20 protein-coding genes are annotated in these 14,453 nt (G+C 44.3%); 7 read left to right on the top strand and 13 right to left on the bottom strand.

The annotated features are described in order from the left end of the window. Positions 1-41 precede the first annotated feature (41 nt). The gene (locus LDO37_RS12335) at positions 42-509 is read right to left on the bottom strand and encodes a hypothetical protein (RefSeq protein ID WP_126606835.1); all 468 of its coding nucleotides are present in this window, start codon (positions 507-509) and stop codon (positions 42-44) included. A 183-nt stretch (positions 510-692) separates the two neighbouring features. On the opposite strand from LDO37_RS12335, the gene LDO37_RS30230 reads away from it, so the two are divergent. Next, complete coding sequence (locus tag LDO37_RS30230) at positions 693-827, top strand: hypothetical protein (protein ID WP_263422433.1); 135 nt, start codon at positions 693-695, stop codon at positions 825-827. Positions 828-860: 33 nt separating this feature from the next. Here LDO37_RS30230 and kwaB read toward each other — a convergent pair whose 3' ends face one another. From kwaB to LDO37_RS12385, 10 genes are all read right to left on the bottom strand, one after another. After that, positions 861-1,835, bottom strand: coding sequence for an anti-phage protein KwaB (gene kwaB / locus LDO37_RS12340; RefSeq protein ID WP_224055222.1), 975 nt, complete (start codon positions 1,833-1,835; stop codon positions 861-863). After that, positions 1,832-2,419 (bottom strand): anti-phage protein KwaA, encoded by a 588-nt coding sequence (gene kwaA, locus LDO37_RS12345; RefSeq protein WP_126609789.1) that lies wholly within the window; start codon positions 2,417-2,419, stop codon positions 1,832-1,834. Before kwaA ends, kwaB begins: the two co-directional genes overlap by 4 nt. A gap of 146 nt (positions 2,420-2,565) precedes the next feature. Continuing rightward, a complete protein-coding gene (locus LDO37_RS12350; protein ID WP_126609788.1) occupies positions 2,566-2,901 on the bottom strand; it encodes a hypothetical protein in 336 nt (111 codons plus the stop codon). Further along, positions 2,901-3,149, bottom strand: a complete 249-nt coding sequence (locus LDO37_RS12355; RefSeq protein ID WP_126609787.1) for a hypothetical protein — start codon at positions 3,147-3,149, stop codon at positions 2,901-2,903. Before LDO37_RS12355 ends, LDO37_RS12350 begins: the two co-directional genes overlap by 1 nt. A 263-nt stretch (positions 3,150-3,412) precedes the next feature. Continuing rightward, the gene (locus tag LDO37_RS12360; RefSeq protein WP_224055223.1) at positions 3,413-3,748 is read right to left on the bottom strand and encodes a hypothetical protein; all 336 of its coding nucleotides are present in this window, start codon (positions 3,746-3,748) and stop codon (positions 3,413-3,415) included. Next, positions 3,735-4,706 carry a BRO-N domain-containing protein gene (locus tag LDO37_RS12365; RefSeq protein WP_185829930.1) on the bottom strand — a complete coding sequence of 324 codons (972 nt, stop codon included), beginning with the start codon at positions 4,704-4,706 and terminating at the stop codon, positions 3,735-3,737. Before LDO37_RS12365 ends, LDO37_RS12360 begins: the two co-directional genes overlap by 14 nt. Then, positions 4,699-5,403 (bottom strand): replication protein P, encoded by a 705-nt coding sequence (locus tag LDO37_RS12370; RefSeq protein ID WP_126609785.1) that lies wholly within the window; start codon positions 5,401-5,403, stop codon positions 4,699-4,701. The genes LDO37_RS12365 and LDO37_RS12370 overlap by 8 nt, the downstream gene beginning before the upstream one ends. Positions 5,404-5,414: 11 nt before the next feature. Then, on the bottom strand, positions 5,415-6,362 hold the full coding sequence (locus tag LDO37_RS12375; RefSeq protein WP_224055224.1) for a replication protein: 948 nt from the start codon (positions 6,360-6,362) through the stop codon (positions 5,415-5,417). Continuing rightward, a complete protein-coding gene (locus LDO37_RS12380) occupies positions 6,359-6,961 on the bottom strand; it encodes a hypothetical protein (protein ID WP_126607224.1) in 603 nt (200 codons plus the stop codon). Before LDO37_RS12380 ends, LDO37_RS12375 begins: the two co-directional genes overlap by 4 nt. A gap of 20 nt (positions 6,962-6,981) precedes the next feature. After that, positions 6,982-7,167 carry a Cro/CI family transcriptional regulator gene (locus LDO37_RS12385; RefSeq protein WP_022612941.1) on the bottom strand — a complete coding sequence of 62 codons (186 nt, stop codon included), beginning with the start codon at positions 7,165-7,167 and terminating at the stop codon, positions 6,982-6,984. 99 nt (positions 7,168-7,266) lie between these two features. Here LDO37_RS12385 and LDO37_RS12390 point away from each other — a divergent pair, with 99 nt between their 5' ends. The 6 genes from LDO37_RS12390 to LDO37_RS12415 all read left to right on the top strand — a co-directional run bounded on the left by LDO37_RS12390 (position 7,267) and on the right by LDO37_RS12415 (position 12,068). Beyond that, on the top strand, positions 7,267-7,896 hold the full coding sequence (locus LDO37_RS12390; RefSeq protein WP_126607223.1) for a LexA family protein: 630 nt from the start codon (positions 7,267-7,269) through the stop codon (positions 7,894-7,896). Positions 7,897-8,168: 272 nt separating this feature from the next. After that, positions 8,169-8,540, top strand: a complete 372-nt coding sequence (locus tag LDO37_RS12395) for a hypothetical protein (RefSeq protein WP_022612939.1) — start codon at positions 8,169-8,171, stop codon at positions 8,538-8,540. Further along, positions 8,527-9,600, top strand: coding sequence for a YqaJ viral recombinase family nuclease (locus LDO37_RS12400; RefSeq protein WP_221768522.1), 1,074 nt, complete (start codon positions 8,527-8,529; stop codon positions 9,598-9,600). The genes LDO37_RS12395 and LDO37_RS12400 overlap by 14 nt, the downstream gene beginning before the upstream one ends. Before the next feature lie 10 nt (positions 9,601-9,610). Beyond that, on the top strand, positions 9,611-10,561 hold the full coding sequence (locus LDO37_RS30235; RefSeq protein ID WP_284190140.1) for a RecT family recombinase: 951 nt from the start codon (positions 9,611-9,613) through the stop codon (positions 10,559-10,561). A gap of 95 nt (positions 10,562-10,656) precedes the next feature. After that, entirely contained in the window at positions 10,657-10,854 is a 198-nt protein-coding gene (locus LDO37_RS12410) for a MerR family transcriptional regulator (protein ID WP_022612936.1), read from the top strand. Beyond that, entirely contained in the window at positions 10,854-12,068 is a 1,215-nt protein-coding gene (locus LDO37_RS12415; protein ID WP_126607222.1) for a tyrosine-type recombinase/integrase, read from the top strand. Before LDO37_RS12410 ends, LDO37_RS12415 begins: the two co-directional genes overlap by 1 nt. A 243-nt stretch (positions 12,069-12,311) precedes the next feature. On the opposite strand, the gene LDO37_RS12420 is transcribed toward LDO37_RS12415, so the two are convergent. Both LDO37_RS12420 and LDO37_RS12425 read right to left on the bottom strand, forming a co-directional pair. After that, on the bottom strand, positions 12,312-13,433 hold the full coding sequence (locus tag LDO37_RS12420; protein WP_126607221.1) for an acetoin dehydrogenase dihydrolipoyllysine-residue acetyltransferase subunit: 1,122 nt from the start codon (positions 13,431-13,433) through the stop codon (positions 12,312-12,314). Next, positions 13,430-14,443 (bottom strand): alpha-ketoacid dehydrogenase subunit beta, encoded by a 1,014-nt coding sequence (locus LDO37_RS12425; protein WP_101112597.1) that lies wholly within the window; start codon positions 14,441-14,443, stop codon positions 13,430-13,432. The genes LDO37_RS12420 and LDO37_RS12425 overlap by 4 nt, the downstream gene beginning before the upstream one ends. Positions 14,444-14,453: the final 10 nt, after the last annotated feature.

Here is a 14,453-nt window from a genome sequence, read left to right on the forward strand (position 1 = left end):
GCCACGCGTTTTTGGTCTGCTTGAATTGTTTGTATGCATATTTACCAGCGGCTGCCCAACCCTGTGCTAACAACACGTTTTCTCTTTGGAGGCGCTACATAAGAACTATCAATGTATATCTCTTTACAAGATCTGCACGCCCAGCGCCCTTTAGAACTGGCTCGTTGAAGACGAACAAGTAATTCATCTACATCTTTGCAGCGTTGGCAATAAGGACCTTCTTTTTGACCATTAGTCTCTAACCAATAATACGGCTTTTCATATATAGTGTTTCCTTTGTTCTCAACCTCTTTTTGAAGCTTAGAAATCAATTCATCTTTCTCAAGCAATAGAGTTTGAATTTCTGACACTTCAATTCGCGCATCTGCAAGTGCTGATATGAGATCTGCTATTTGCAGATTTACCTCTGCTTGCTCAAGAGTAGAAGCACTTGTGCGAACAGCTTTAGCTAGTTCCACAGCTGTTTTTAGACTTGTTAAAGCAGTTCCTATTGTAACTATATCTGCCATATTTCCTCTTTATTCGCATAACAACTTATTAGACCGAAACAATCCGTCTATCTCAGCAGAACGTTCCCACCTAACGGGTTAGCGCTTAATTCTTAAACTCATGCGATTATGCCACAACATTAAGTGCATATGGTTTAAAAGATGCATGTGAGTTTGTGGCGGTATACTACCCTGATTAGAGGCATGCAACGCTATAATGAAGCTGTCACAAACCGCCTTAATGACTGTAACCAACGCACCGTAAAAATACTGACGTTGGCTGTCGGTTTGAAGCTAAGAGATGGCGCCATGTGGGATGAAAATATAGCTAAAAATTAGCTATTGACGCCATAGTCTCTTGTTAGAGTACCATTACGCCGCATTTTCAGCAGCTTCTTCTATATTATCTTTTGCTACACTCTCATAATATTTCTTAGTCAATTCTGATTGTAAGAAGTCATCGTTTAGTAACTTAAGAAATAAGTTTTGAGATTTTTTTGTTTTCAAATCGAATTGAGAGCCATCAGCACTATATTTAAATTTGCCTTTTAACGCAGGGTGAGTATTTGTAAAAGACAATATTTCACGATTAGGTATTACTGATAAAACAGGCGATTGACTGGCTGATTTAACCAACTTTCTTGAAAAAGTTATGTCATCAAGACGAGATTCAAACACGCCACAGTCCATTACTAAGTCAGATGTTTTAATATTCTCTACACCCTGAGTTGCAATGTTTTTAATGGCATCATGGAAACCAAAAAACCTTTCTAGTGCTTTAATATCGAGGATATAATATTTGCCATTCAATTTTATAAACTGAAACTTGGGATCAATTTTAAGGATGTCTTGGTCCAGTTTCTGAAACCTATTTGAACCTCGCATTTTAGTTAAGCTAAAACCACTATCTTTTTGTAATAATGTAATTGGATAATGATGCTTATAAATGGCAAGTTGAACGTCTTGATTGCCAATTAAGATAAGTACACCTTCCAGTTGTTTTAATGAGTCATCACTAAATGAGAAAGGGTCAAACTTTTCACTTTCAATTATTTTTTTTAAGTTAGATAGCTCATCAGGGATATCGTCTAAATCATATTCGTATAGAGCATTCTTCCGATCGTCTGCACTTGATATAGGAATAAGTGACAGATCATCGTTAAGAAGAATTTTATTACTCAATGATTCAGTAAACATTTCTGCTAATTTAGTTTGATCAGCTTCGTTAATATCAACAGATTTAACACGCATTCCTTCATCGCTATCTAAAAGAAAGAAAAATTCAGCAGAACATCCTTTCGCTGTTATAACAGATGAAATTTCTTCCTTTAAGTTTTCAATAGTCATTCGACTTTCCTCGCAAAATATACTTTTTTATCTAAATCCAACGTATTTAATTGATCAAGTTCACTTAACCTATCTTTTGTTATTACAACAATATTTTCTTTTATACCTGTCCTTGTCTTAACCGTGACTTTGTATAGCCTAAAACCTAAAACAGCAAGTGTCGGGTTAGCATAAAACTTATCTGTTTTTACATAAATAATGCCTATGACAATTAACAAAAATGCTAAAGCTACCAAATATCTTGTACTTGCAAGGTTAAAACAAATTAAGGGGATAATATAAGTAGTGAGAAATGTAAGGTGTTCGTAATTTAGGTCTTCAATTTTTGTAATTTCAACAGGTAATTTCTTACTACCTGAAACCCTGTAATCAAAGCGGTAAAAAAAAATAATTCCAAATAAGACCAATAGCAAAGAAATAGCAGGAACTATGTTCTTCTTAATAACCTCCAAAAATCCAATGAATTGACAGTTGTCTCCAAAACACATAGGAATATCTACTGTTATCACTATGATTAAGAAAAATAGAAACCAAAGAGACATTATGTATAATTCGAATTTGTCCCAAATTTCACCAAACTTCATATTTTCATCCATGCTTGATTACTGGTGCTCTAACACCCAGTTAAGTAGCCAAAAACTTACAAATGCCATTTCTGCAAACCACCTTAAACTCTAAAATCACTACAAACCAAAACTGCCATGCGTTGGCTGTCGGTTTAAAGCTTTTGTTAGCTTTTATTCTCCGCGGTTTCTTCGGACTTTCTTACAGGACTAGAGGCGAGCACTTCTTTAACTGCATTAATGACGTAGTTCAGTGATAAGCCAATACCAACCATACCTGCAACACCAATATACTCTCGCCAGCTGGATGGCAAGTTATTTGGATCGCCATGAAGCGCTGCTATTATTAACTCAAAACCAGATGATATGGCATACACGGCTAGGAATACGAGTGCTACGTTATTAACTTTGAAGTCCTTCCGTTTATAAAACTCTAAACAAGCAAATGTAAAACTAAATACAACCCCGATTAATATACCTAGAGCAGTTCCATCAAAAGACATCACCCAACTCCTTTTGACTCTTTGCCTAGGAGCGCTCCTAAAACACCACCTAAAATTGCTCCAACAGGTCCACCAATTGAAGCACCTAATGCTGCTCCACCAATTAAGCCTACCGCCGCTGAAGCTTCACCAGTAACTTTTACTGCGTCTTTGAATGAATTGTTACAATACCCACAGCGATAATTTGCTGGTGATTCTCCATCAGGTATATCCGACACATTGTTACAGTGTCTACATTTGTATTTCATAATCTTTCCTTGAAAGCTAACAATTCTTATGGGACAAAAATGTCTGAATAATTCATTCAAAGTGTGTCCCACAGTATTCTGACCACTTCGACAGAATACCATGCAATTCATTGCACAATCTAGACTTATGCACTTCATTCTGTCGACTATCTGGCGTGAAAGTGGACACTAGTCAAATTTTAATCAACGCGTAAGGAATAACCGGTCTCTGGGGTGAGTACTTCAATTAACTCGATCTGAAAAGCTGAAGGATTTGACCTTATTTATCCCCCTCGCTTTTTTTCACTTTCAAGCAGCTTCATCACCACCTGAATCGCCTCTCCTGACCGAATCAGCGCGCCATCACAGCGATAGACAAGCCACCCTAGCCTCATCGCCTCAGAGTACTTCTTCAGGTCGTCAGAGAAGCCCTTCCCGCGCGTATGTCGCCCCTGGCTCCATCCGCCGCCCTCGACTTCAACGGCGAGGTCATGCTCTGGCCAGGCGAAATCAAAGCGCCATTTGCGGGTGGGATGAAATTGAAACTCTCGGTGAGGCGCTGGCAATTTCAGCGCTCTCACCTGTAGAGCAAACTCAGCCTCGAGTTTACTCGCCATCATTCGCTTCTTGCTCAATGTGCCGAATATCCTGATCCGACAAAACAAAGTTACGCTGAAGCAGTCGGGTTTCGGCTTGGCTTACCGCTTCTTTGAAAGGTTCGAGTGAAGCTTGAAGGTGCTGAAGGAAGGCGATGCAGTCGTTGAGTTTGTCGTTGGGGATGAGCTGGACGCGGTTCACGCCTGCGTATTGTCTGAGTGCTCGCCATGCCGCAAATTCGGCGGCGTTGCTTTTTTGGAACCGATTGCCGATGCACCACACGATATAGCGCAGACTTTGGTACTGCTCCGGGGTAATGGTTTCGATACTGCGGTTGGGAATGTACGCGCCCGTTTTGCGGATTTGGGGTAAGACTTCGTTTGTCACCCACTTTCGAAATTGTTTCGCTATGGGTTTGCGAGATTTAAAGATCAGGGCATACAAGCCTGATTCGTTGATAGCTTTTGCGGTTTGTCTGTTCTTACCAAGGGGGTCGGTAATATCTACCCCCTTAGTTTCATCATCGTCCAGTGATAAAACAACATCTTTATGGTTTTTAACACCAAGAACGCGACAAATATCTTTGGCGACAAACCAAGGTTGGTCATCGATTAAAACGATACGAACGGGTTCACTAGAAAAATCAAATATGCGAATAGAGTTAGGCATGATGACCTCCGAGTATGATTTTACTAAATCACCACCAAGGAGGTGCAAATCTCGTTTGGCGGCGAGCTGGACAAGGTTTGCACTACCGTATACTCGGAAACGGCGCGCCGAAGCGCCCTCATCCAGCCCACCATAATTCGAACGAATAAACGACAGGTGCGCTGAATTTACGCAATAAAAAACCAGCATCAAGAAGCTGGCGTCATTGCGCCGAGTAAAGAACGGGGTGCAAATCCCGATTGCGGATTTTGCCGCAATGAAATCAGTTTTGCTCACCTGTACCAGCTTGTCAACGGTTTTTTGGCTACTCATCGTGGTCAGCCTCCCCGCCTTGGTGCCGAAAGCCATACTTGTCCTGTAGACTCCGGATCCGTTCAAGAGACTGTTCACGACGAGTTGGACAGTTTTTTGGCACACTCGGCAATGCCTTGGGAATGACATCATCAAACGACTCCCCACGCGCGAGACAGCCCAAAATTTTGTAGTACTGGATTTGGAAAGCCGGATAGGTGTCTTTCTCCGTCCGGGTTCTCAGCGCATACCAGTCGGTGTTTCTCCCCATCACGTACAGCGCAGGATGCGTCCAGGTGGCTTCGAGTGGATCTGATGCATTTCGGCACACTTCCAGATACGCACTGCGAACGTCAGGGATACCGTGTTGCTCTGGACTCCCCAGACACCAGCCGATAAATTCGCCTGCACTGGGAAAGAATGGGCTCTTGTGACTTCGGGCTTTTCGGAGTCCCTGCTGCAACAAGGTATGGGTCACAATCTGATTTTCGATAAACGCCTTGGTCCAGGTTTTCTTAGTTCGAGCAAGCGTTTCATCGTCCGGCAACGCGTGTCGCCACGATGGAAAAATCGATTGCAACTCAACAAACAGCTCATTGACTATCTGAGCCGCGGTTTCTTCAATCGACTGTTTTATCTCAGGTTTAGGGGCGTACGTGTCTGAGAACCGCTTTGGGTTGTTGCGATACGCTTGGCTCAGTTGATTAACATTTTTCATGTGTGCCTCCACTACCAGCCGAGATCTTTCGCCCAGCTGGTATCACCGCTGTGAAAGTCGGGATAAGGTTTTGAGTGGTAACGCTCTTTAGGGGCAACCCATGCTGCTTTGAAAGACTTCCACCCTCGAGATTCCCACTCGGTCAGGCAGTCCTCCAAAGAGAATCCGTACTGTCTGGCTTGAACGAATTCCTTGGCAAGCTGGTTAGCGACACGTTGGCTAATGGGACCGCCTTTGTTGGATTTTCGGATCCGTTTGATTTCAGAAACCTGCTCTGGAGTGATGTTTTCGAATACGGAAAAATCCACAGCAGGTGGAAGGAGCGGTTTTTTGTCTGGAGGAATGGGGTTCTTTTTTTTATTTATTTTTTTTCTATTTGTATTTTGTAGAGTGTTTTTCTTTTGTGGGGGTCGAAACTGACTCTTCTGTGAGTCAATTTCGACTTTTTCGAAAGTCAATTCTGACTCTTTTTGTGCGCTGTCCGAGAGAGACTTTTTGAGTCGTTTTTGACTCTGACATGAGTCGATTCTGACTCTTTTTTCTTCCTCAGACGTCCCGCTTAAAGGTTGGGTTTCTCTTTGAGCTGACCGAGTTGAGCCATTTCTGATATTCATTACCCACTGCGATGTCGCGGGATTGATGCCAATTTTCTTACCATCACGCAGTAAGATCCGGCGGTGAATCAATGAGGCTTTCACCTTACCGATATTACTTCTGTCGATTCCTGTCAGCTCGCTCAGTTGGTCATAACAAATCCAATCTGAAGATTTGTGGTATCCAAAGGTCTTAAACAAGATCGCCTGAACCAATCGGCTTTCCCGACTGCTTAATGAGACTTTGCACAAGGCCAATCCAATTTGATTCGCGACCTGATAATAGCCCTCTTTTAGCGATGCTTTGCGTGCGGTTTCCTGTTCACTTTTGGGGAATACAACGATATTTTCAACTTGAGCATTCATAGTCTCCTCCTTCCATGGTTATCGTGTAAGTTGGACAATTCAGGGTAATGGTGTTCAAGAATGTCGATGGCAGCCAAACTAGTCGCAACGGACTCTTTCAGTTCTCGATGGGCTTTGTAAATGGAGGGGGATGACTCAGGGTTGTCTCGCAGTTCAATGACGGAAAGCTGAGCCTCCATATTTTCTTTCGTAAGTGACGCCGCTATCCGGTCACAATTGAGATGTTCTTTTTGCTGAGATGTCGTCCCTATGTATAAATCGGGTATCGCATAAGCATCATTGAGATATTGGATACGGATATCACATGGCAGTGCTGCCACTATGGCTTGTTCAATATCCCAGATACGATCTTTGAAATCATGGATACCGTCATAGTGTCCAAGCCACCGAAAAAGCTTCTGAGCATTTACCCTCATATCATTGTAAATGTCATCGCTATGGTTGAACGTAATGCCCTGCTCTTCCAAGATGGAAGTTAGCCCTATTCGTTCAACGGCCTCTATGATTTCAGCGGTAATGGTCGCGCGGCTAGTTTTAGGTAACGCTAGCCAATTGTTGATTGCCGAGTTCAACAATCTAAGGCGTGATTGCTGTTTCATGGCGTCTTCTCCGAAAGCCGCTAAGCTGTCTTCACATATAAAGTAGCGTCGTACCTCAAAGCACCATTAGTGATTTTCTCTAACTTAAGTGCTTGTTTCTCAGGAATGACATTCTTCCATTGAGATACTGAAGGTAGAGTAATATCGAGTGCCTTAGCTAAATTGGTTGCGCTGCCAAAATACTTAATTGTGTCTTGTTTCTTCATGGGTTCCTCCCGTGAGAGACCTATACCATTCGAAAAGTTTAGCATATTAAACCAATCAGTCTATAAAAACAAACCGAAAAGGGTTTAGAATTCTTAACTATGGACACATCAGATCGTATAAAACAAAGAATGAATGCTTCTGGTCTACGTGCAGTCGACGTAGCTAAATTAACAGGGGCATCAAAGGGCACTGTGAGTCAGTGGCTTAATGGGATTGCTAAACCCAGTGGTGGTTACATTCTTGCATTGTCAAAAGCACTTGATTGTCAGGCTGATTGGTTACTTTCAGGAAAGGGAGCCCCCAATAACTTTGCTATATCAAATGTTAGGAGCGAATCTGACTTGGCAGGAAGTTACCCACTGCTGAGTTGGACTCAAGCCAGACAGGTTGGAGGAGACTTCGACTTCAACTTAGAAGACAATACCAGATATAGATGCCCTGTTTCCTGTAGTGACAGTACGTTTGTACTCAAAGTTCAGGGGGTTAGCATGCAGCCTATCTTTAATGATGGAGACTTAATTTTTATTGACCCTGAAGCAGACAAAACTAATGGAAAGTATGTCATTGCAATCATAGAAGGCGAAGAAGAAGTAACCTTTCGGCAGCTTATCATTGAGGGCAAACGCTTATTCCTAAAGCCTAATAATCCCAATTGGCCTGAGCAATTGGTTCCTATAGAAGAGAGTTTTATCCTTGGAGTGATAATCTTTGGTGGTCGCACCTTCTAAACCATTCCAAATAATTTCCCATAAGCCCGCTATCTGCGGGTTTTCTTTTGTCACAGTTTAGAGAATTTAACACTAGTTTAATTTTTTAAACTTTCTATTGACAGCTTTAGTTTAGAACTCTAAACTAATTTTGTTAGTTCGCATTTATAGAGAACCTCATTTTCGTGGACACTCATATTGTATGCAACATATAAGCAGCTCCTCGAATATCTCTACTTTATAGCAGTAATGGGAACACATTCGCTTTTGGACTTTGTCTAAGGAGTGTATCCATGACTACCCCATGCATTGTAACTATGGATTTACAGCGTTATCTCGTCGAACAAGAGAGGCTGGATAACGTCTTAGATGCGCTAGATTCCATCACTAAAGAAGTGACCAAAGATCTACTTCATTACAATGAAGTTCGCATTGGTTCTCAAAGGTGGACTTTTGATGATGTATTGTCTGTCGCCTTTGAAACCGAAGAATTCTGTGACATCTGTAAAGCCCTGGCTCAAAGCACAACTGAGCCAGAACGCTTCCTCGCTCAACGTACCAGCTATCAATACATGATCGAAGCCGCTGCTGAAGCTCTGGCCAGCACGCTCGCGGAACGTATTTTTCATCTACGTAAACACGGAGGTTTTTATGACTACCGCTAACGCTGTATCCCTCGCGTCTATACACAAAGAATATGTGAAGTCCTTAATTATTCTGGCTCGTCGCAATGGTATGAAACAGACTGACATTGAGAGCTTTCATTTTCAGAGGCGTTTTGGTGTTGGAGGCTCCGACGTAGCGGCTATTCTCGGTATCTGTCCCTATCGAACGCCTCACGATGTTTGGTTGGAAAAGACCGGGCGAGAAGAGCCAGAAGACCTTTCTAATAATGACCGTGTGCACTTTGGCATTGAACTGGAAGAAACAGTGGCTCGTGAATATACGAGGCGCACCGGTTTGAAAGTACAAAAACGCAATAGCCCGTACATTCACAAGACTATGCCCTGGCTCCGGGCCAACATCGACCGCCATATAGTCGGAGCTAAGAAAGGGCTTGAATGTAAAACTGCCGACAAGTGGGCAAGCCGGGACTTGTGGGGAAATGGTAACGCTTATATGGAGAAAAACGGCGTTATCGAATGTGTGGAAGAAAGTGACGAAGTCCCTGAAACTTACATGCTGCAAATGCTTCACTACATGATGGTGTGTGACAAAAAAGTCTGGGATTTGGCTGTGTTAATTGGTGGCAACGATTTTCGAATCTACACCATGCTTTATGATAATCACTTGGCTGACATCGTGACACAAAAGCTGAAGGTCTTCTGGTTTGAGCATGTCATTGCCGACATACCCCCTTCCCCACTCAATCTTCATGATCTCGATACCATGCATGCTAAGGATAACGGTCGAAGTATCGTGGTAACCGATGAAATACTGGATGTCTTCAAACGATTTAAAACCATCAAAGACCAAATCAAAGCGCTGGAAACAGAGGCATATGGTCCAATGGTTGGAGGCAAACACATTGGCGGACTGGATTTCGCGATTAAGCACTTCATGGGCGATAACGCCGAAGTGTTACTTGATGAAAATGGTAAAAAGCTCTGCTCCTGGAAATCGCAAAGCAGCAAGCGCGTTGATACGACAGCTTTGAAAGAGGCAGAGCCGGCTATCGCCAAACAGTTTACTACCGAATCACATAGCCGCGTTTTTAGAGCGTAAGGAGTCCATGATGAGCATACAACTTTCTGACCAGGAAATGTCCATACTGGGTGCAATGCCGGGACCGGCTCCATGCGGCTTTGATGTTAGCACCATGATGTTTGACCCTGATTTAATGGGGAGGCTTGAGCGCTTTGCAGAGCTGATGGCTACGGGTAAATCGACCATTCCAGCCCATCTCAGAGGCAGTCCTGGAGACTGTCTCGCCATAACGATTCAATCTATGCAATGGCGTATGAATCCACACGCCGTAGCGCAGAAGACGCATGTAGTGAACGGGACGCTTGGCTACGAAGCTCAGCTTGTTAACGCTGTGGTGACTGCCATGGCGCCAACCAAAGACCGAATTAACTATGAGTGGTTTGGTGATTGGCACAAGGTCATTGGAAAGTTCGCCACTAGGCAAAACGGAAGTGGGAAATCCTATCAGGCACCTAACTGGAAACCGGAAGATGAGCAGGGTCTGGGTGTTCGCGCTTGGGCAACCCTGAAAGGAGAAGATGAGCCGCGAGTGCTCGAGCTACTTTTAACCCAGGCACAAGTCAGAAACTCAACGCTCTGGGCGTCCGACCCCAAACAACAACTGGCTTATTTAGCAGTAAAACGGTGGGCAAGATTACACACTCCGGATGTCATTATGGGTGTGTATACCCCCGACGAGCTTGAGCCTGTTGAAGAAAAAAGTATCAATCCTACTCCAGCGAAAAACAGTTCTCGAACTGAACGACTTCGAAGCAAACTGACGGCAGATGCACCTATGGTTTCAGACGAAGAGGAAACTGTTACGTTAGATGGTATTTTGCTCAAGATTGAGCACGCCCAAAGCGAGAGAGAACTGAACGAAGTGGTGGCTGATGCAAAACATCTAAAAAATACCGAGCAAACTAAGGCAAGAAAAGCCTATAAAGAGCAGTTGATTAAACTCAGGGCGCTCGAATCTTCAGAGCAAGATTTGAATTGAGGAGTGACACCTAACCGCTTTGGCTGCTCTTGCTGAGCGTATGCAACCTAACGTGGCGTTTTTGAATGACTACAGGATGGTAAGAGGATAGCAATATGAGAAAGCTGAAACCTAAAGATTATATTGAAGAGTTCTACCCTGGATCGGGTATGTGTCCGAAAACGGTGACAAACTGGATAAAAAAAGGAAAGCTTAGAGGAGAGCAAACGCCCACGGGACGCTGGCTAGTACTTGTTGAAGCCGATAACTACTCAGTCACGCAGGAGCTACTGAACTTTCTGGAGACGGAATAGTGGCGGCAAAACGAAGACACTCAAACAGAAAAGATTTCCCAGATTTTCTCTATGTAGAGAAACGCGCTGGAAAAGTTCGCTATCGATTCACTTGCGTTGATGGAACAAAGAAAATGTTTCCTGTTGGGACAACAGAATATCAGGCGATACAGGCTGCTATCGCCTATAACGCCAAACATCGAGCCATGGAGTCATTCAGTTTAGAGAGTCAAAAATTCATTAAACCCACAGACAAGTTCAATAAACCTCTATCGGAATGGATTGCGGTTGTGAAAAATCGGGTTTCAGACGAAGAAAACATGAGCCCCGACACCTACTCAGTTTTTCTGAATGATTGCGATCGCCTTATTGAGCGGCTTGGTCATAAGCTATCGAAACAGATAAAACTGATGGATCTCAATGATTGGCTGAATCACTACTTTGGTAGCAAGTCAAAAAACGTCTACAACCGAAAAGTGTCTTTTTTGAAAAAAGTTTTTGCCTACCTCGCGGATGAATCGGCAGTAAACACCAATGTTGCTGAGCAAAAGAAACCCCGCCGGTTAAACCCAGAAGATAAGGCAAAAGACAGGCTTGATTTGACCATAGACGACTTTAAGGCAATCCATCAAAAAGCCCCGCTGTTTCTCAGGACAGCAATGGAAATTGCGCTTCAATCCACTCATGCCGTGAAAGAACTGCACCGGATCAAGTACAGCATAAAAAAGCCGGCACCAGGCAAATGCGGGATATTGTGGTTTGAAGTTCCCACACATCAAAATGGCGTCACGGTATACGGCACTCTGTATATCCACCGACAAAAAGTCAAAAACAGCAAAGCGAGTTATGTGGCTATTCCGGTCACTCAAGCCATAAAGGATACCGTTGAACGCTCTCGAAAAGATAAACTCATCTGCCCTTATGTCGTCCACCGCAGAAATAAACTGACCAATGGCATCGCTAAAGAATGCGATCACCAATTCCAGTGCACCAGTAAAATCATCAGCAGAACATTTTCAAAAGTGCGTGACGAGCTCAATTTATACTCCGACCTCCCCAAATCCCTCAGACCAACCTTTCACGAAATCCGCAGACTAGCCGCTCAAAAGCTACAAGAAATGGGAGAAAACCCACAACAAAGAATGGCACATTCCCGACCTGAAACCACAAAAATTTACACCGATTCAAACAACATTGAGTGGCACGAAATCCCGGCAAAAGAGGTCGAAATTTAGGTGGTAATATACAGTGGTTTTCAATTTACTAACTCTTTGTTTTTCCTCAATTATGATTTTTTCCATTTCCGCCTAATTTTCATGCAAAAAAAGCAAAAAAACATATGATAACCATCTGTAAAAGAAAGGAAAAACACCAAAAAAGCGCATGAACATGGGGTGTCAGGGGTCGCTGGTTCAAATCCAGTCAGTCCGACCATGTTAAAAAAACCGCTGTTTTTACAGCGGTTTTTTGCGTTTAGGCTAAGGCAATCGAGCGAGTACCTCGTTAACCTTATCGACTGCCTCCATTTGAGGCATATGTCCTACGTCTGGTAGAAGTTCGATTCTGGTATGAGTACTTAAGCTCGAATCCTCTACCTCGGGGGTGATTGGCACCACCTTATCTTCCTGACCCCATATTAGGGCAATCGGTACCTCCAACGCTGACAGCGGTTTCACCAAATTGATGGTCTGTTTTCCGTTGTTTGATAACGCATTGCGAAGCAGATGAAGCGAGGCATCTACGCCATCCAGACGCTTATATTTGAGCAAATCGTCCACCATGGCTCGATTTACTAAACTTTGGTCGGCGAACAAATGCAAAACTGCTTCTTTCATGGCTTTGCGTGAATCTGCCTCAGAAAACCCAACTAAGTAGTCTTCATTGATATCAGACGTTAACCCTGCCGAAGCCAACAAAGTCAGCGAAGCTACTGAGCTGGCATTTTCAACCGCAAACTTCGCTGCCAGTAATCCGCCCATAGAATGCCCGACAAGATGGCAACACTCAATGTTTTGCGTGCTGACAAACTCCGAAATAGTCTGGCTCAGACATTCAATCGGGTCGCCATTGAGTGCTTTTGTCGACTGCCCGTGACCAGGCAAATCCAACGCATACACCGGATTGCTAGATGCTTCAAGGTTGAACAACCAATTGTCGAGATCGCCGCCAAATCCATGAATGAACAGTAAAGGCGTACCTTCGCCGTCGCGATGCACATAGCGAACAGTACCCGTACTCAGCTCAATGAATTGAGAACGAAGCGACTCTTCAGCTTCTTCCTCTGCATCGTCTGCGGCGGATTCAAACTGCTCAATGTAAGCGTCGATCTCCTCATCCGATACTGAATCGTCTGCTAGAACGCCCAGCAAGGCTTTCACATCATAGAGCTCACCTTCTTCTGCCACTTTTCGCCTCAGCACTCCTGCATCCGGCGCTTCCACCATACTGGCGATTTTGTCGGTCTCAACGTCCATGATTACTTGACCAACTTCAATGGAATCCCCCTCTTCCACCAGCCATTCATTCAGGGTTCCCTCCGTCATGGAAAGCCCCCATTTCGGCATAACAATCGGGATGATCGCTGTGTTCTCTGAACTCATAGCCCCTCCTTCATCACGTACTCAATGCGTTTCAAAATCGTATCGGCACTTGGCACATACGCATCTTCAAGGCTGGGAGAAAAAGGTACTGGCGTATGAGGCGCGGTGACCATTTGCGCTGGCGCTTTCAGATACGAAAACCCCTGCTCACAGACTTTGGCGCACACATCGGCGGCAATGGAACACCTTTCGTTGGCTTCATCAATACACACAATACGCCCCGTAACTTCTGCACTTTCCAACACCGTATCCATATCGATGGGAGAAAGCGTTCTCAAGTCGATAACCTCGCACGAAATGCCCTTTTTCGCTGCTAGGCTCGCCGCTTCCATTGCTCGGTGGACGGTTAATCCGTAAGAAACCAGCGTAACGTCGTTCCCTTCTCGCAACACATTGGCTTCACCAAATGGGATGGCATAAGCCTCTTGCGGCACATCGTCTTCCATTTGATAAAGGCTTTTGTGTTCCAAAAAGATGACCGGATCGTTGTCGCGGATGGATTGCGCCAGCAACCCCTTAGCATCGTAGGCATTTGAAGGGCACACCACCTTCACCCCCGGTAAGTTAGTAAACATCGGGGTCAACATTTGGCTGTGCTGTGCCGCAGCGCGAAAGCCAGCACCACACATGGCGCGGATGACGACAGGCGTCTCCGCTCGGCCGCCAAACATATAACGAAACTTCGCCGCCTGATTGAGGATCTGGTCGTAACATACGCCAATAAAGTCGATAAACATCAGCTCTGCAATCGGTCTTAACCCACAGGTTGCAGCCCCAATCGCCGCGCCTACGTAAGCGGATTCCGATAACGGAGTATCGATCATCTGTTTAGGGTGTTTGGCGTAAAGCCCTTTGGTAACACCCAGCACGCCGCCCCAAGCGTCATCCTCGCCCGGTGCGCCCGTACCGCCGACGATGTCTTCCCCCATCATTACCACATTTTCATCTCGCGTCATTTCCAGATCGACCGCTTCGTTGATCGCGTCTTTAAAGGTTAATTGTCTGCTCATCTTTCACTCC

This window comes from Vibrio penaeicida (assembly GCF_019977755.1).
GTDB lineage: Bacteria > Pseudomonadota > Gammaproteobacteria > Enterobacterales > Vibrionaceae > Vibrio > Vibrio penaeicida.